General features: G+C 40.7%; 15 protein-coding genes and 1 tRNA gene. 8 read left to right on the top strand and 8 right to left on the bottom strand.

Annotated features, from left to right (window positions below; all coding sequences use genetic code 11):
* The first annotated feature begins 16 nt into the window (after window positions 1–16).
* From M1381_10170 to M1381_10160, 3 genes are read left to right on the top strand one after another with little or no spacing between them, the layout of a single operon-like run.
* A complete protein-coding gene (locus M1381_10170; GenBank protein ID MCL4479447.1) occupies window positions 17–679 on the top strand; it encodes an endonuclease III in 663 nt (220 codons plus the stop codon).
* 14 nt (window positions 680–693) lie between these two features.
* The gene (gene bioA, locus M1381_10165; protein ID MCL4479446.1) at window positions 694–2,052 is read left to right on the top strand and encodes an adenosylmethionine--8-amino-7-oxononanoate transaminase; all 1,359 of its coding nucleotides are present in this window, start codon (window positions 694–696) and stop codon (window positions 2,050–2,052) included.
* A 51-nt stretch (window positions 2,053–2,103) separates the two neighbouring features.
* A complete protein-coding gene (locus tag M1381_10160) occupies window positions 2,104–3,510 on the top strand; it encodes a B12-binding domain-containing radical SAM protein (GenBank protein MCL4479445.1) in 1,407 nt (468 codons plus the stop codon).
* A 196-nt stretch (window positions 3,511–3,706) separates the two neighbouring features.
* Here the strand turns inward: M1381_10160 and M1381_10155 are convergent, their stop codons facing one another.
* Window positions 3,707–5,551 (bottom strand): carbon starvation protein A, encoded by a 1,845-nt coding sequence (locus tag M1381_10155; protein MCL4479444.1) that lies wholly within the window; start codon window positions 5,549–5,551, stop codon window positions 3,707–3,709.
* Window positions 5,552–6,024: 473 nt separating this feature from the next.
* Between M1381_10155 and M1381_10150 the strand changes: the two genes are divergently transcribed.
* Both M1381_10150 and M1381_10145 read left to right on the top strand, forming a co-directional pair.
* Complete coding sequence (locus M1381_10150; GenBank protein MCL4479443.1) at window positions 6,025–7,020, top strand: hypothetical protein; 996 nt, start codon at window positions 6,025–6,027, stop codon at window positions 7,018–7,020.
* Between the two features lie 94 nt (window positions 7,021–7,114).
* On the top strand, window positions 7,115–8,254 hold the full coding sequence (locus tag M1381_10145; GenBank protein MCL4479442.1) for a M28 family metallopeptidase: 1,140 nt from the start codon (window positions 7,115–7,117) through the stop codon (window positions 8,252–8,254).
* A gap of 86 nt (window positions 8,255–8,340) precedes the next feature.
* Here the strand turns inward: M1381_10145 and M1381_10140 are convergent, their stop codons facing one another.
* The gene (locus M1381_10140; GenBank protein ID MCL4479441.1) at window positions 8,341–9,348 is read right to left on the bottom strand and encodes an NAD-dependent epimerase/dehydratase family protein; all 1,008 of its coding nucleotides are present in this window, start codon (window positions 9,346–9,348) and stop codon (window positions 8,341–8,343) included.
* A gap of 136 nt (window positions 9,349–9,484) precedes the next feature.
* Between M1381_10140 and M1381_10135 the strand changes: the two genes are divergently transcribed.
* Both M1381_10135 and M1381_10130 read left to right on the top strand, forming a co-directional pair.
* A tRNA-Gln gene (locus M1381_10135) sits at window positions 9,485–9,558 on the top strand.
* Between the two features lie 33 nt (window positions 9,559–9,591).
* Window positions 9,592–10,737, top strand: a complete 1,146-nt coding sequence (locus M1381_10130; GenBank protein ID MCL4479440.1) for an acyl-CoA dehydrogenase family protein — start codon at window positions 9,592–9,594, stop codon at window positions 10,735–10,737.
* 192 nt (window positions 10,738–10,929) lie between these two features.
* On the opposite strand, the gene M1381_10125 is transcribed toward M1381_10130, so the two are convergent.
* The 4 genes from M1381_10125 to M1381_10110 are packed head-to-tail and all read right to left on the bottom strand — an operon-like array spanning window position 10,930 to window position 15,151.
* The gene (locus tag M1381_10125; protein ID MCL4479439.1) at window positions 10,930–11,994 is read right to left on the bottom strand and encodes an acyl-CoA/acyl-ACP dehydrogenase; all 1,065 of its coding nucleotides are present in this window, start codon (window positions 11,992–11,994) and stop codon (window positions 10,930–10,932) included.
* Window positions 11,995–12,006: 12 nt separating this feature from the next.
* A complete protein-coding gene (locus tag M1381_10120; GenBank protein ID MCL4479438.1) occupies window positions 12,007–13,389 on the bottom strand; it encodes an acyl-CoA/acyl-ACP dehydrogenase in 1,383 nt (460 codons plus the stop codon).
* A 14-nt stretch (window positions 13,390–13,403) separates the two neighbouring features.
* On the bottom strand, window positions 13,404–14,174 hold the full coding sequence (locus M1381_10115) for an acetoacetate decarboxylase family protein (GenBank protein MCL4479437.1): 771 nt from the start codon (window positions 14,172–14,174) through the stop codon (window positions 13,404–13,406).
* A 2-nt stretch (window positions 14,175–14,176) separates the two neighbouring features.
* A complete protein-coding gene (locus M1381_10110) occupies window positions 14,177–15,151 on the bottom strand; it encodes an NAD-dependent epimerase/dehydratase family protein (GenBank protein ID MCL4479436.1) in 975 nt (324 codons plus the stop codon).
* A 103-nt stretch (window positions 15,152–15,254) separates the two neighbouring features.
* On the opposite strand from M1381_10110, the gene M1381_10105 reads away from it, so the two are divergent.
* A complete protein-coding gene (locus tag M1381_10105) occupies window positions 15,255–15,515 on the top strand; it encodes a ferrous iron transport protein A (protein MCL4479435.1) in 261 nt (86 codons plus the stop codon).
* A gap of 56 nt (window positions 15,516–15,571) precedes the next feature.
* On the opposite strand, the gene M1381_10100 is transcribed toward M1381_10105, so the two are convergent.
* Together M1381_10100 and M1381_10095 are read right to left on the bottom strand one after the other, a co-directional pair.
* On the bottom strand, window positions 15,572–16,048 hold the full coding sequence (locus tag M1381_10100; GenBank protein ID MCL4479434.1) for a YbhB/YbcL family Raf kinase inhibitor-like protein: 477 nt from the start codon (window positions 16,046–16,048) through the stop codon (window positions 15,572–15,574).
* A gap of 151 nt (window positions 16,049–16,199) precedes the next feature.
* Window positions 16,200–18,110 carry a DUF3857 domain-containing protein gene (locus M1381_10095; protein ID MCL4479433.1) on the bottom strand — a complete coding sequence of 637 codons (1,911 nt, stop codon included), beginning with the start codon at window positions 18,108–18,110 and terminating at the stop codon, window positions 16,200–16,202.
* Window position 18,111 lies beyond the last annotated feature (1 nt).

The raw sequence follows: 18,111 nt of genomic DNA, 5'->3' as shown, positions 1-18,111 counted from the left end.
AAGGACGACATCTTATATGGCAGAGGTAAAACCGGACATAGTCAAGATCATAAATATTCTAAAAAAATCTTACAAGGCATGGAATGCCCCTGTTGTTACGGTTATAAGCCGTAGATGCCATGATCCATTCAAAATACTTATATCTACCATCCTCAGTCAGAGAACAAAAGATGCTGTTACACTGGGTGCTTCTGAAAGACTTTTTAACCTGGCTAAGGATGTGAAATCAATAGCACTGCTAAAAGAAAAACAGATTCGAAATGCGATCTATCCTGTTGGCTTTTATAGAACAAAGGCAAAGAGAATTAAACTATTGTCGCATGTGTTGATTAACGAATTCAACGGCACGGTTCCCGATACAATTGACGACCTGATCAAGCTTAAAGGCGTGGGAAGAAAAACAGCAAATCTCGTAATATCGCTCGGATACAACAAACCCGGTATATGTGTTGATACGCATGTTCACAGGATCTCAAACAGGTTTGGATATGTAAGAACAAAAACGCCTTATGATACAGAAATGGCTTTGAGAAGGACACTCCCGGAGAGATACTGGATCATTTATAATGATCTGCTCGTGTCGCTTGGGCAGGCAATCTGCAATCCTGTATCTCCACGATGCTCTGTGTGCCCGGTAAGTGGATATTGTTTTAAGATTGGTGTAATAAAGAGCAGATAAAACGGGGAATAAATATGAAAGGCTATACCTATAAACAACTTTCTAAAATGGATAAGACTCTCATCTGGCATCCTTTTACACAGATGAAGGACTGGGAGAAAGAGGAGATAATAATCATAGAAAAGGGCACGGGGAATTACATCATCGATGTAAATGGTAAAAGGTATCTTGACGGTGTATCCTCCTTATGGGCTAATGTTCACGGTCATAGAAAAAAAGAAATAGATCGGGCAATCATATCTCAGCTTAAAAAAATCTCTCATTCCACATTTCTTGGGTTAAGCCATTCAGGTGCAATAATTCTTGCAAAGATGCTTCTCGATATTGTGCCCGATGGCCTCACAAGGGTATTTTACTCCGATAGCGGGGCTACCGCGGTTGAAATTGGAATAAAGATTGCCCTGCAGTACTGGTTTAATAAAGGTACGTCAAAAAGAAATATATTCATTTCATTTAATAATGCATATCACGGGGATACAATCGGTTCTGTAAGTGTAGGAGGTATAGATTTGTTTCACGCAACGTATAAGCCGCTCTTATTTAAAACCCTAAAAGCCCCATCCCCATACTGTTATAGGTGCGAGCTTGGGCTCGAGTATCCTTCGTGTAGACTTGCATGTGCAGACAAGATTGAAGAATTGATAACAAAATATCGCGGCAGGATTGCCGGACTTGTAGTTGAACCAATGGTGCAGGCTGCTGGAGGTTTTATAATGTCTCCGGCGGGTTATCTGAATAAGGTTAGAACAATTACAAAAAAGAATGGCATATTGCTTATAGCAGACGAGGTCGCAACCGGGTTTGGAAGAACAGGCAAGATGTTCGCATGCGAGCACGAAGGGATAAAACCTGATATAATGGCAATTGCAAAAGGTCTAACAGGAGGATACCTTCCTGTTGCCGCAACATGTACAAAGGAAGAGATTTATAATGCCTTTATTGGCAAGTATAAAGAAAAAAAGACCTTTTACCATGGTCACACATATACAGCAAATCCACTCGGGGTTTCAGCAGCAATAGCAAACCTTAAGCTCTTTAAAAGGGAGCAGATCCTAAAGAGAATCAAACCAAAAATAAAACAACTCAAGCAGGGTTTGAGGAGGATCGCGATATTAAAGCATGTTGGTGAAATAAGACAGCTTGGCTTGATGGTCGGAATAGAACTTGTCCGGGATAAACCCGGAAAGCAGCCATACTTATATGAGGAAAAGATAGGTGCAAGGGTATGCTATGAAACAAGAAAATATGGTATTTTTTTAAGGCCACTCGGTGATGTTATAGTGTTAATGCCGCCTCTATCTATAACAAAAAAAGAGATCTCGCACCTTTTAAGCTCTATCGAGAGATCTATAAAAGCTGTTACAGAGGCTTAGACTATTACACCCATCTTGACAATTATTTTAAAAACCGTATATTAAACCAATATGAAGGTTCTACTCATAAATCCTTCCATAAATTTTTCAAAGTTTGGTAAATTTAAAAATTTGCTGGAGCCTATGCCGTGCATAGGTATAGCATATATCGCGTCTATGCTTGAGAAGCAGGGGCATGATGTCAGGGTTATAGATGATTTTGCATATAGATTCGGAGCTAACGGTATTATGAATACTGTGAGAGACTGGCATCCAGATGTTGTTGGGCTATCATGTCTTACTCCGTCAGAAAAACAGTGCGAAGATATCTCATTGGCGATTAAGGGCTTTGATCCTTCAATAAAAGTAGTATGGGGTAATATACATGCAAGCTATTTTGCAAACGAGATTCTTAACAACGGGTATGCAGATGCAATTGTACATGGAGAGGGCGAGTATACTATGTCTGAACTCGTTGCTGCCTATCAAAACAATACAGTACCCGAACACGTAAAAGGTATTTCATTCAGGAATGGTAAGGATGTTATAAGAAATGCGGACAGAGAATTACTTATGGATCTTGACGTACTCCCTTATCCGGCGTGGCATCTTTTCCCTGTAGATAAATACGGTTTACTCCCATTTGCTGACATTGATAAACCAATTCTTACACTGCTTTCATCAAGGGGCTGTCCTTTTGATTGCAGCTTCTGCGGTATTACATACAAAAAAGAAGCTTATAGGAAAAGGGCTGTAGCAAAGGTGGTAGACGAGTTTGAATATCTTATAGATAGGTTTAAGGTAAAGCAGATAGGCTTTGTTGATGCTATCTTTCCATTAAGTAAACAGCATAGTAATGATTTTTGCAATGCTATGATAAACAGCGGCATCAACCAAAAAGTGATCTGGACTACAGAGACAAGGGTTGATATCATCGATTATAATACTGCAAGCATGTTAAAACAAGCAGGCTGCAGGAGACTTATTTTTGGAATAGAATCAGGGGTTGAGCAGTTATTAAGAAACGTAAACAAGAATTATACGCTCGATGAGGTAAGAACAGGCGTTGAAAATGCGCATAGGGCAGGGCTTGAGACCATAGGCTTATTCATGCTCGGCTTACCAGGGGAAACAACCGAGATGAGCAGACAAACTATAGAGTTTGCGAAAAGCCTGCCTCTGGATTTTGCGAAGTTTGCCATTCTTATACCTTATCCGGGAACAGAGATATACGATGGTCTTGTAAAAACGGGCAAATGGAATAGAAAAGATTGGGAAAATTTCTCAACATTCAATCCCGAACCAGATTCACTCGTATACTATCCTGATAAGATGACACCCGTAGAACTGCTTACAGTACAAAAGCTTGCAAATAAAGAATTCTATATGAGACCCAGTATGATCTACAATCACCTCTTTAAGATTAGAACAATCAAACCCCTTAATATTATCAAAGGTGTCTATAACCTGTTCACCTAAACGTCTACCCTTTCCTCCCTCCACGATTCCTTTAACCGCCGAATATGCTACAGAAATCCAACGGTGAAGAGATCATGAACTAAAACCATGCATTTAATTGATAAACAATTTTTATCTTGGTGCAGGACGCCACATATTTAATACCTCCTGCAGCATTTTATATAAAATATTTAATAGAATGTCAAGATGAAAAATTTTAATCAAGGTTTTTTAGAGAGGTTTTTATATCCTCGGGTAATGGTTCCTCTGCTATGTCATCCTTTATTGGTATGGCAGTGCCGTTTAGGAGCTTTATCCAGTTTCTTATACCGTCAAGCGCGATAATCAGAACAAGCAAAAGCATTGATACGGTAAGAATAATATTTATCTTTGCAGGAGTGGTCGATTGGGGCATATAGATATTGAAGATGTTCTCTATCCCTGCCGTGAACGTTACTACGAACATGAATAGAAATGGTATAAAAGTGGTTAAAGCATAAACCTTTTTTGCAGCATGATTTAGGATGTAAGTTGTCCCGATAGTTAAAGCTATTACCGCGAGTAACTGGTTGGCAACACCAAACATGGGCCAAATAGTACCTATACTCCCAAAGTATAAAAGATAGCCCCATGAAAGCGATATAACAGCACTTGTTATTATCACACCTGGCAGCCACGAAATCTCTTTTAATTTTGGTATGAGACTCCCGCTAAATTCCTGAAGTATGTATCTCCCGACCCTTGTTCCTGCATCAATAGTTGTAAGTATAAACAGTGCTTCAAACATGATCGCAAAATGATACCAGTAAGACATGAGGCTTTTTAGCCCCGGTATCTTCCCAAAGATATAAGCCATACCAACCGCAAGTGAAACAGCACCTCCGGGCCTGCCCGCTAAATGCTCGCCGACCATCTTTGAGAGTGAAGCGAGCTCAACATCATGCATACCGAGTTTTGCGAACACATGGGGCAGCGTGTTTATTGCAAAATAATCACCAGGCGGAAGCACACTTGCTGCGATTAGTGCCATCAACGCAACAAAGCCTTCTGTGATCATAGCACCATAGCCGATAAACCTTATATCCTTTTCATTGGACAGCATCTTCGGTGTTGTGCCGGAGCTGATAAGTGAATGGAAGCCTGAAATTGCTCCGCACGCAATGGTTATGAATACGTAAGGCCATACCTTACCCGGAATAACGGGCCCGTTTCCATGTACAAATTGCGTTAAAGCAGGCATTTTAAGATAAGGATGCGCGATAAAAATACCTATTGTAAGTAAGAGGATTGTTCCAAGCTTCATATATGTGCTGAGGTAATCCCTTGGTGCAAGTAACAGCCATACAGGAAGAACCGATGCACTAAATCCATAAACGGCAAGGATAATGGCAAGCTGATGTCTTGAGAACATAAGCGTCTGAGATGAACCGGATTCTTGAAAAACTCTGCCCAATATTACACCGGCAAACACAAGTACTACACCTATAAAACTCGCTTCTGCAATCTTATTGGGCCTAAAGCTTTTCATGTACCACCCTACGATCAATGCTACAGGGATAGTAAAACCAATTGTAAATGTTGCCCACGAGCTTTCATTCATTGAATTAACAACCGCTATTGCAAGTCCCGCTAGTGCGGTTATTATGATAAACAATGTTGCTACAGCAGTTGTTATGCCGCTTAATTTACCCATGTATCTTCTTGCGATGTTATGTAAACCTTCCCCACCATGCCTTACAGAGGCAAACAGTATGACGGTATCATGAACTGCGCCAGCTATCACAGAACCAAAGATTATCCATACAGCACCCGGTAAAAAGCCAAACTGTGCGGCAAGCACCGGGCCGATTAGAGGTCCTGCCCCTGCTATTGCAGCGAAATGATGTCCGAACAGTACAAACCTGTTCGTTGGTACAAAATCCTTGCCGTCGGTTTTTGTATAAGCAGGCGTTTTTCTTTTCTCATTGGATACAAGCACCTTTGCTGTTATAAATACGGAATAGTATCTATAACCAAGGGCAAATATTGCAAGACCAATGAGTAATAGGTAAACAGCATTCATCTTGACCCTCCAGTCCAGCACTGCAGAATATATCGCTTATTTGGTATATCATGTCAAGATGACAAACTGACTTGTCCACCCCCAGATTTAATCTTTGTAAGACAATTAATATTGTATAGATCTAACACAAATACAAAAAATCAAACCGATAACGGGAGAAGCAGCGGCATGGCTTGAGTCGGATTTTTGAGGCATCGATCTTACATAATAGGCTGGCACCCCCGTTTTCCAAGACAAAGCATGGGTCAATGGGTTTTATTCCTATGCTGATAAGTGGGGAGTCAAAACTTTCATAACCCCGCCTGCCGCCTCCTCCCTTCTCAGACATAGGACTGATTCAGCCTATTGCCGGCATCCGCATAAAAGGGAGAGCCGTGTCTCGGCGTAAAGGTGTGGATAGGGAAAAATGCAGTTAATATAATCTTACAGGCTGTCGTACTTGTATTACAGGTTAAAAATAGGTACTGTAAAGCATGATGATCTCAGAGGCTGAGGCAGCAAATATAACAAGGTGGAATGGTAAACCAGGCTACTACGAAGTATACTACATAAAATTTAACCACACTGAAAGCTCTACAGCTTACTGGTTAAGGTATACTCTGCTCGCATCTTTAAAAGGTAATACAGTTGCAGAGCTATGGGGCACCTTCTTTGATTCCCGAAATCCATTAAACAACATCGCTATCAAAAACACATTCTCAATCTCTGATGCAGTGATCAAAAAGGATAGCTTTTCATTAAGGATTAAAGATGCTTTAATTTTTCAGACAGGAGCAGAGGGTGAGATTAAGGGTGCAAAAGGTACGATAAAATGGGATATAAGATTTGAGCCGTTATTTCAGATTTTCCATCATTTTCCACATAAGCTTATGTATAGAACAGGGATTGCTAAAACAAAGGTGTTATCACCAAACTTCAGTATAAAGGTCCATGGTATGGTTGAGGTTAACGGTAAATCCTATTACTGCAACGGTGAGCCAGGTCAGCAGACCCATCTATGGGGTACAAAGCATGCAGATGAATGGACATGGGCAAACTCAAACATGTTCATTGAGGATAAAGATGCAATCTTTGAAGGCATATCAGCACGGATAAGGATACGAAATAAACTTAGTCCGGAGTTAACGTTATTTTTTATAAGATGCCTTAACAGGGACTATTACCTTAACGGCATTATCCAGCTTTTCAAGAACAAAAGCAGCAGCACATTCCCTGTATGGAGATTTTTCTCTAAGATAGGGAGAATACGGTTTAGAGGTGAGATCAGTGCCGGGATTGAATCATTTGTAGGTGCTGAGTATACAGACCCGGATGGAGAAAAGCTATGGTGCTGCAATACAGAGGTTGCAGACCTCAAGATCGATATGTTTGAAGACGATAAAAAACTTATAACACTGACATCATACGGATTTTGCGCATTAGAGTTTGTAAGCAGGGTAAATGATCATCGTATTCCCGTTGCTCTATAAGTCAAAAGAGGCAAAGATAAAACGGAGGAACTTAAGCTTTATTAAGGCATAGACAAGCTGCAAAGGTTGTGATACACGTTATGGGATGATGCCGGTGATAGATCACATTTATAATCTCTCCGTAAAAATAGGAAAAAGAGGAACTGCTACAGAGGGAGAATACGGGGCAAGAGATTATATAAAAAATACATTTAATAACATCGGGATTAAGAATTCATTAGAGCCGTTCAAAACAATAACATCTTTTTCTTACCCTTATATATTGATCTATCTTATGAGTGTGGCCGGAGCGATCTTTTTATTGTTGCATCATCCGGTTATTGCGATTGTGCTTACAGGCTTAGGAGCTGTAACATTCTTTTTGGAGAACACATCTTTTGAGCTTGTTGCATTTTTGTTACCCAAAAAGACATCAAGCAATGTAATAGGCTATATACATGCTGCAAAAGAGATTAAAAACAGATTAATAGTAACCGCACATTATGATTCCTCCCGTTCAGGCATTATGTTCTCACCAAGGTTCGTAAGGGGATTCAGAAATACATTTATAGGTCTCGTGATATCTCTTTTTTTAATGTTCATTCTTACAGCCATGTACTGGATAACACACGTAGTATGGCTTAAGTTCCTTGTCGCAATTTTAGCGATCGATCCGATTGTAACGGTTGCTATGTTGATTCATAGAGAGATAACAGGTGATTACACGCACGGCGCAAATGATAATGCATCGGGTGTTGGTGTACTTTTAGGTATAGCGGAAAAATTCAAAAAAGAACCACTTGATGATACAGAGCTTTACCTTGTCGCAACAGGGGCAGAGGAGGTAGGCATGGTGGGTATGATATCTTTTGTGAAACATCACCAGAAACTATTAAACGACTCACTCATAATAAACATAGATAACTGCGGTGCAGGGCACGTCTCATACATCGTTGAAGAGGGCATGATGAAAAAGTATGCGGCTGATCATGGTATGGTTGCAATTGCAGATCAGCTCAGGAATAATGGGTTTGATAATGTCAAACCGGAGGTATTTACAACTATGTCCACGGATGCGCTTGTGCCGCTGTCCAGGGGGTATAAGGCAATGAGCATCATGGCATTTGACGATGAAGGGATATTGCCCAACTGGCACTGGAAAACGGATGTTTTCGAAAACGTCCAACCTGCGGCTGTTGATCTCGCGTACAGATTTGTATCAGCGTTGATAATGGCAATTGATTCAAAGGCTTGAACGAGGAAACATATTACTGCGGAAAGTATAATCAATTTCTGCGCCCATAGTATTGTCAATAATCAACAGGCAGGCTTCAAACTGTTCTATTTTTGTTTTAGGGTCTTTTGATCAAGTGTTTTCAGCCATTCCATTGTTCTTGCAAACCCCTGTTTAAATGGAACCTTCGGCTTCCATCCGAGTTCACGCTCTGTTTTTGCTATCGAGAACTTCAATCGTGAACCAAGGTTTTTTACCGTGTACGTAGTGAGCAATGGTCTCTTCTTTATATTAAATATCTTCCAGAGTGCTTCCATTATAACAGCAGCTGCATAGGCGGTAAAGTATGGTATATGCGTGTTAATAGGTTTAACACCGAGCGTATCGGCTATGCCTTTGCAGAAATCCTGCAGTGTTACAGACTCTCCGTCATGCACAAGATAGCCATTGCCGACTGCGCGGTCATCCTCTGAAATCAGCAATAAAAGATCAACGAGATTTTCTATGTATGTAGGCCAGACGATAACATCTTTTCGCCAGAATATCAGTTCATGCCTGATGATTGAATCGGCAAGAAGCGGAACGAATGTTTTATCACCAGGTCCAAATGCCCAGCACGGATAAACCATTGTTACAGGAAGCCTTTTTTCATTGTAGTATTTCCATGTAATCTTTTCTGCTTCAATCTTTGAATCCGGATAAGGTTCACCCCATGGTTCAAGTGGACAGGTTTCATCCATTATTATGGATTCATCGGTGCCAAAAACATCGTTTGTACTTATATCCACAAGCCTTGATACGCCTGCGTCCACAGCAGCTTTACATACATTCTCTGCACCTCCGATTGTAATTTCACGAAAGAGTTTCCATGGCGCCCAGTCGGTTACAACAGCAGCGCAATGAAAAATAATGTCCATACCTGAAGCAGCTTTTCTTACAGCATCGTATTCCCTTATGTCCCCATGAAAGATTTCAACGCCGCGGTCCCTGAGTTTCTGTTCATCAGGATCATCGGGCAGAACGAATGCGCGGACATGATTGCCTTTTGAGATGTTTGCCGTTAGGAGATTACTGCCGATAAATCCCGTTGCCCCTGTTATAAGTACCTTTTTCATAAAAACCTCCTTTAAGGTATTTTATCATTTCAATCTTATCATAGAATTTATCATACTGCATATAAAGTTATAACTGCAGCCATTGGGATTATTATTGACAATAAATACTGCAATCACTATATAAAACCTTATTCCTTGGGGGATCGTCCAATGGCAGGACTGCAGACTCTGGATCTGCCTATCTAGGTTCGAATCCTAGTCCCCCAGCCAATAAAATGACCGGAGAAACAATAAAACTTTCGTATGGATGAAAGAATAACACAAGAAGCAATGCATTTTTTAGAGGTTACAAAAAAATTTGTAAGAGACGAATGCCTGCCTGTTGAAGATGCCATAGAAGAGTCGGGTAAACTCCCGGAATCGCTCCTGAATAAAATGAAATCCCTTGGATTGTTCGGTTTAAGAATCCCTGAACAATACAACGGGTCGGGCATGAATCTCCTGGATTATTGTTATGTATTAAAAGAGCTATCCAAATCGCATGATGCCATAAGGGCGATTATGAGCGTAAACAATGGAATAGGCTCAATGGCAATCATAAATAATGGAACGGTTAAGCAAAAAGAAACATATCTCCCAAAACTTGCATCGGGTGAAGCTATAGCCGCATTTGCTCTAACAGAACCTGGTGCAGGTTCTGATGCGTCTTCAATTGCTACAACGGCATGGAAAACGGATGGCGGATGGATATTAAACGGCATGAAACACTTTATAACAAACGCACCTATTGCTGACATATTCACTGTTATAGCGGTTACCGATAAAGAAAAAAGGGCAAAAGGCGGTATAACGGCATTCATTGTGGAAAAAGGGACAAAGGGACACAGCATAGGGAATATTCATAATACAATGGGCGGTAAAGGGTGGCTGCAGGCAGAGGTAATATTTGATGATTGTTTTGTTCCCGATAAGAATGTGGTTGGTAATATCGGCGAAGGATTTAAGATTGCTATGAAAACATTAAATGAGGGCAGGCTATCTGCAGCAGCCTCTGCAATTGGAATAGGTGAAAGGCTTTTATCTATGGGTGTTGAGTATTCAAAACTGAGAAAACAATTTGGCAAACCTATTGCAGAATTTGAAGCCGTTCAGTGGATGCTTGCCGATAGTGCAACAGAACTTTATGCAGCAGACAGAATGCTTGCCGATACTGCATACAGTTTTGATAAAGGTGAAGATATACGGATGCAATCAAGTATGACAAAGTTGTTTGCAACGGAATCTGCATTTAAGGTTGCGGATAGGATTATGCAAGTTTTTGGTGGTATGGGCTTTATGAAAGAGACAAAAGTAGAGCGTATGTTCAGAGATATAAGGGCATACAGAATATTCGAGGGTACATCGGAAATTCAGAGGCTCATGATAGCAAGAAAACTGCTAAAGGATTAAACCACAAATGCAGACGTTTTCAAATACCCGGTACATTCCATGGATGGGTGCCAGCCACCCTTGGCAGAGAAGTAAATATGCCACCCCGGTCAGGCTTCGGCCGTTTCAATTCCTCGCAATGACCATTGTGACATAGCCTCCCCCAAAGGGGAATAATTCCAAAAATTCCGTTCTGGTGGTAAAAATATGCTTTTACTTCCTTACTGAATTTGTAAGCATGAGCGAAAGCCTTGTGTTATCAACCGGCAAGAGCGAAAGCGTAACAGCATCACGGAACCTTTTCTCGATGCCGTAATCCCTCATATAACCATAACCGCCGTGCATCTGTATTGCATCAAGCAGGGCTTTCACGGCATTCTCTGTAGCACTGATCTTTACCCGGATGAATTCCTGCATGGATTTCGAAGGGCTGGTTTCAAAATTGTCTGCCACAGACAGTATTGCCGTTTTTGAAGATTCTATTAAGGCTTTATTCTTTGAGTACATAAGCTTTATTGCATCGTAATTCTCTATCATCCAGCCGCCCTGGTATCTCTGTTCCGTATACTCCCATGCCTTTTTAAGCCCTGCACCCGCTGTTGCATATGCACAGGCCGAATTAAAAAGGCTGAGTATGGCAATGGCGTATAATAAAGCATCAAGTCCGTCTTTTGTTCCTGATATCACAGGAGTTGCTTCAAATGCCGCATCAATACATGAAACCGTTCTTATACCGAGCAATCCGGCAGGCTGTGATAACTTCATATTTTTTGCATGTCTGTCTATCCATGCAAGATAGTAGCCGTCTTCGCCTTTTGTAAATACCGCATAAAAACTTGCATCACCACCCATGATAATGGATTTTTTTGTCCCATTAACAACTCCATTGCTAAACACCGCATGGAAATCCGGTTTACCATATTCAATATTAATGTCCCGCTCTTCAAACATGCATATGCCTACAGTGCCTTTGTTAACAAGCTCCGGTGCGTACCTTTTTTTTAACATCTCGCCTGCCAGTGTGTAGCCTACAAATGCCCCAATTCCGGCACAGTATCCCGATATGGTAAACAGTAGCCTTACTATATTGCCTGGATTGTGGAGCTCTTCACCCATTTCTTCTATATTCATGACACCGGATTTTATCAGCTTATCATAAACATCAAAGGGTCGATCCTTCTGAGGATAAAGATCCATGGCATCTATATACGGAGCTATTCCCGCCTTCATAAACCTGTCCACTGAGCTTAGAAAAATGTCCATCTCATCAATATTCATATTTCTCCCTCATTAGTCACCCTTGATAAGTTTTTTATACACGGTGTACCTGTTAAGCTGGTTTGTACCTTCATATATCTGCGTTAATTTCGCATCCCTGAGGTATTTTTCCACAATATTTCTTTCCTCTGCACCTTCATTGCCGATGATCTCAAGAGCGTTAAGACAGACATTGATCGCAGTATCTGCACATGAAAATTTGGAAAGTGAGGACAGACCAAGTGATGTATATGCCAAAACACTTTTTATTTTTTTCTCCACATACCAGGTCGTGATTTTTTTAAATGCATCCGATGATGTGATCTTCATGCCAATGCCTGTCCTGCTTATAATACCCAACGACCTCATTACCGGATTTATAATCATCTTATGACCCATGAGCGAAGAGGTTATATTGTCATCGAAAAATTTGCCCGCCTCAAGATATGAGTACCTTGCGATCCGTATCTTGGCGTACATATCGGCAAGTGCCATCTGCACCCATTGTTTGTCAATCAATCTTCCATCCCCGCTTTTCTTGTTTTTCGCAAATTCCAGGGTCCTTTCGTACGCACCCCTTGCAATGCCTGTTGCAATAGCAGCGACGGGTGCTCTGGATGCACCGAGGATCACCTCCGTCATCTTCATGCCCTTACCTTCAAGTCCTATTCTGTTTTCCCGCGGTACAAAGCAATCATCAAACACCAGCTCAGCAGCATGAGCAGCCCTTTGTCCCATCTTCAATTCAACCCTGCTTGCTGAAAAGCCTTTGGCATCTGCCGGGATTGTAAACCCGGTCCAGGTTTCTAACGGTCTGTCTTTCTCAAGCGCGCATATTACAACGTTATATTTTGCTATGCTCCCGTTGCTTATAAATACCTTCCTACCGTTGAGGACATAGCCTCCCTTTACCCTTTTTGCAAATGTCACAAGTTTTGCCTTTGGAAGAAATTCAGCATCCTCAACATCTGTTCCTGCCATAGGCTCTGTTACTGCTGCTGAAAAGATAACAGGTTTACCCTGCTTTTCTTTTTGCACGACCTCGTAAAGAAACCTGTCATATTGATTTATATCCATACCAAGTATCAAGCCTGACAGCCCGAGATAATGTGCTCCAAAGATATTGCCTATACCTGAACATCCAGCACACAACTCCTCAAGCAATATTGCACTGTGAAGAATTGTCTTGCCGCCCCCGCCAATAAATTCGGGAATCGGTAGGCTGAGGAACCCGTAATCGCACCCGTTCTTTATTATATCATCAGGGGAATAATGAGGGTCCAAAAGCATTTTCTTATCAATCTCATCTGCCACAGGGTTTATATATCTTTCCCTGAATTCCCGTCCCTTAACAAGAACCTCCTGAGCGTTTTTGTCGTTCGCTACAATACTTCCGTACTCCGCTTCAAAATCCATATTTATAACCTTACTCAATCGTCTATAAGGTTTCTCGGGCCGAACAGAATCATCTCATTAAGAGGTATATACTGGAACACGAGCGGTTTTTTGCTCAGCCCTATACCGTTCAATTCACCACATATTGTGTGATCCGGCCCAATCTCAAGTTCTGCTGCATTCCTGTTCATGGTCTGTCTGAACTCGATCGGATTAGTATATATATTCGCACACAGGGGAACGCCGTCTTTGATGGAGTACGTTTTGAACCTGAGTATCTTACCCTGCGAGGTACTCTGTTTTTTTCCCCTGATAGTAAGAATCTTGCTTCCCTTCTCGGAAAGGGTGCATTCGAGATGATCTTTCTCTCTCTTGAAAGCTATATCTGCTATGAATTTCGGATACCCGTAAAGTTCAACGCCTCCATAACGCGCCCTCTCTGTTGTGACAGGCAGGTGCCAGACATAGGCATGGAAGCAGCGATTAATCATGTTTGACAGAATTGTAATACCGGGTACTGGTTTTTTGCCAAAGCTGATTATTATAGAAATACTGAATTCGTTATAAGGCTCAATATCCGTTTTACGGTACTCAAACATAGAAAATCCGACAAGACACCTGCCTGGGAATACCTCAACAGGATGCATGTACGGATGGGGAATGTATTTCATGACCTTTTCTGTAGATGCCGTTAATATGGCTGTCATGGATGTGTTCTCATAATAGAATACCGGGAGTTTGCCTTTATACCCTTTTGCATCCTGCATATCCCATTGAACAATACCTTTGAATAGATCACCCTTCATTGTTACCTCCTTTTATTTTTTACGCTGTCCATCATCTCAACAAACGCCTGCTCAGGCGTTTTTGCAGGTTTCCAGTGCAGAACTTTTTCTGCTTTTGCAATACTTATGTTCATCGGATACCTTGCAAGTTCAACCCAGTGGCTGGAAAACTTTGAAATCCCGAGCCTGAAATTCAGATCAGCAAGGATCTTTGCAAGCCTGTACGGTATTCCTACAGCCCTTTTCCCGAGTATCTCAGACAGCCTGTGTACAGACAAAAAACCGGCATGTATATTGAACGCACCGTGGTGATCCTCGATCACTGCAGTGTAAAAAGCCTCTGCAACATCCCCCTCATATACCAGCGGCATGCCGTACGGGTTGCCTCTAATATAAGTGATAATCGGGGACTTAACAACATCTCTAAGAAAATTGTTCACATTTTTACCGCAAAATATTGAGGGACGCATCCTTGTAATGATCATTTCCGGGTTTTTCTTTTCGAATCCATCAAGCATGCCTTCCACGATTCTCTTTGTATCCGAATAGTATGAGCTTCTATTGCCCTGGAGCTCTGAATCCTCTGTAATAATACTGTTCCGTTTTACCGAGCCATAGGCAGCAACACTGCTTGCGATAACAAGCTTCCCCGGCTCGTTTATCATGCATGCATCAAGGAGATTTTTCGTGCCGTTTAAATTAATGTCGTATATCAGTTTTTTATCCCTGAGCTCCTGGACTACAAATGTGAGATGTACAACCGTGCCGCAACCTTTGATCGCCTTTAATAGCAGCCTGTCTCTTATATCGCACTTAACGAATCGGATCTTGTCATGTTTGAACGAGGGCTCCTTCAGATCAATGCCTGTTATAGACTCAACCTCCTTATTCTCTACAAGAAGTCTTGACAGAAGTGTTCCGAGATAACCTGATATACCTGTAATCGCTACTCTACTTTTTGGTTCCAATGCTACCACCCTGTTTTTATGTATACTCATTAACCCGGAATAATGCAATAAGTCATCATGATTACACCCGGTTTTTGCGGACAATATCCAAAGTCTATTGACATTGTTAGTGAAAATCATTATCACAAGTCTTATGGAAACAATTGAAAAAGAACCTAAAACGCAAAACCTAAAGCCATTAAGCCATTTAAAATCGGGCGACGAGGGTATTGTTAAAAGTTTTAATGGCGGTATCGGATTGATAAAAAAATTCATAAATATAGGGATTCATTATGGCAGCAGGGTAAAAGTTGTAAATGCTGCGGGTGGACCTATTATAATTTCTTTTGGTTCTACAAAAGCTGCGATCGGGAAAGGTGCGGCATCAAAAATTATCGTAGAGATTGTAAAGTAATAAATAAACTCAAGATATGCGTTAACCCACAGAGAATGAGTTTTTTAAAGTATGCTTTATTGCCTTTTATATAAACCTGTAAACATGGCACGGGCAATAACATGGCTGTGTATTGTTTCTTCTATCTCTCGTCTTGTGATGTGTCCGTTTATATGAAGTACAGTGTTAATGGCAAACAATTTGAATAAATATCTATGAGCCTTCCCGTACGGAGGACAGGGTCCGCCGTATCCATTTGTGCCGAAATCATTCATACCCTGCTTTGCACCTTGAGGGACATCATGCTCTTTTATCTCTTCTATTCTTGGGTTGATACCCCACATAATCCAGTGTGTAAAAGTACCTCCTGCAGCATCGGGGTCCTCTACTATCAATACAAGCGATTCCGTATTATTAGGAACATTTTTAAACATGAGCGGAGGATTTATGTCGCTTCCCTGACATGTATATTTTACAGGTATATAACCATTATCCATAAATGCCGGGCTTGATATTTTTAAATTGAGCGATTCCGACATAGCAGTACTACTCATTACAAGGCATGATAAAAATACGGATGCAATTTTTAACCGCCAAAATACAGCGGTGAGATCTGTATATCCCTCTATTGGGAGAATAGTTTTCTTTTTACGCCCATGAAACAAAGATAAGGCCCCCCCTGAATTTTTAAATGCGTTATTAAGCTCAATGGGTTGCTTTGTGTCTTTTCACGACATGCCTCTTAAAATTCAGCTTCTCAAACACAATAACCTGATTCTTATTGCTAATAACAATCTTATCAAACAATTGTTTTAACTCTTTATAATCTTGTGGATCCACAGAATATGCTGTTGATATAAGATTTTCACTATAGCTTAGGTGCTTCTCAAGTCTTTTATATCTGATTTTGTAATCTCCGAATTTATCTTTATAATACATATTTTCAGGCATATACCTGATCCTATAACCCGATGGGATGTTTAAGCTGACAGTACTGTTTTTCTCGAGATTGTATCCGATAAAAAGTGGGTATGTCCTTTTATTTTTAGCGGTTATATCAGACAGATTCTGCATTGATGGGGTAGGAACCTTAACAATCAACAGATCACCGGCCTTTATAACAAAATCACGGCATGCAAAATTTACTCCTATTGTAACCGGGATATTAAGATTGTACAGGTCGGATATACTATAATCTGTCACATTTGCAGCGGGGCACACACCTGTTGCGAGGGACTCGACAAATGTCCTCCTCTGTTCCGGTTTCATACCCCTCAGGATATATTTATACTCCATAGAGTACACGCCTTTTGCAATAAGCTTCATATCTATATTTATAGAACCATCATTGTTTATTTTAACAATCTTACGGTTAATTATATTATTCGTTCCTGGCGGAAATATAGGGATGGTTACAAGTTGTGCTTTATCAGGATAAATTATGACTACCTCTCTTCTCTGATCCATCGGAGGCAGATCTTTATATGAAGTAACATCGGATGTAGAATCTAAAAACCAGTATTTATTACCTTCTGGAATTACTACAATCTCGTGATCAAACTGCCCCGGCGACGGTAATGAGGGATCCATTTTTGCAATACCTGTTGTATCAACAAGTACAGGATACGCTGTGATCCCTGCGAGTTTGAGCATTGTTAAAAGAAGTGTCGCATGGTCTTTGCAATCACCGTACTTATTTTTAAACACCTCTGTAGCCTTATGCGGCTTATAGCCTTCTATCCCAAACTCTATTCCAACATAACGAATATTAAGTGCTACATAATCATAGATAGCTTTTATTTTTTCATCCCTTGAGTTTAATCCCTTTGTAAGTTCTTTAACTTTATTTTCCAGTGACTTATCAGAAACATACTGTGTGCCTGCAAGCCCCCAGTACCATTTTGCAAGTTCATCCCATGAACCTACGGTGCTTATTGCAATTCTTTTTGAAAAATCCGACATGGGCGGCATGTTAGCCTCGGTTATGATCTGCGGAACATCCTTTAACTCCCATTTATAAATAATTCTATTCCCCTTTTCTAAAATCATTGGTGTTGTATCAAACCTGTATTGTTTAAAATAGAATTTCATGTCCTTGGGCATGCTTATTTCATATTCGGATAGTTCTATGGGATCACTCGTTTGAAATGAGTTCCTGTCAAAGAAATTATTTTTCATGTAAGGTTTTATGGTCGTTATTAATACGGTATAGCTGATTGTAGCACCGGCTGTGCATCCTGGCATGGTGATCGTCCTATACTTTACATCAGAGTATATCGGGGCGCTAAATATGAATGGAGGTGTAACATTGTTAATAGCCTTTTTACCCGGCATAAGAACATTTCCGTCCGCTGTTAATGTTTGTGCGTTAACTATATCTATTTTTTGATACATTGTTGAATAGGGTATCACAACCTCGCAATAATCGGTAACACCTCTTTTGTTCAATATCTTAATCTGAGTAGTTGATAATGTGGTATATGTGAAGTTACTGTAGAGTTTGGTATTTTCTATATCCTTTAAAATAATAGCACCCGCCTCATGGTGTTCATTTTTCGCAAAAGCCATAGCTGGCAGCAGCGTGAGAGATATTAAAGTTAAAAGTATCCTTTTCATG

The sequence above is a fragment of the Deltaproteobacteria bacterium genome (assembly GCA_023382265.1).
Classification (GTDB): domain Bacteria; phylum JAMCPX01; class JAMCPX01; order JAMCPX01; family JAMCPX01; genus JAMCPX01.
This window is presented reverse-complemented; position numbering and strand designations above follow the sequence as displayed.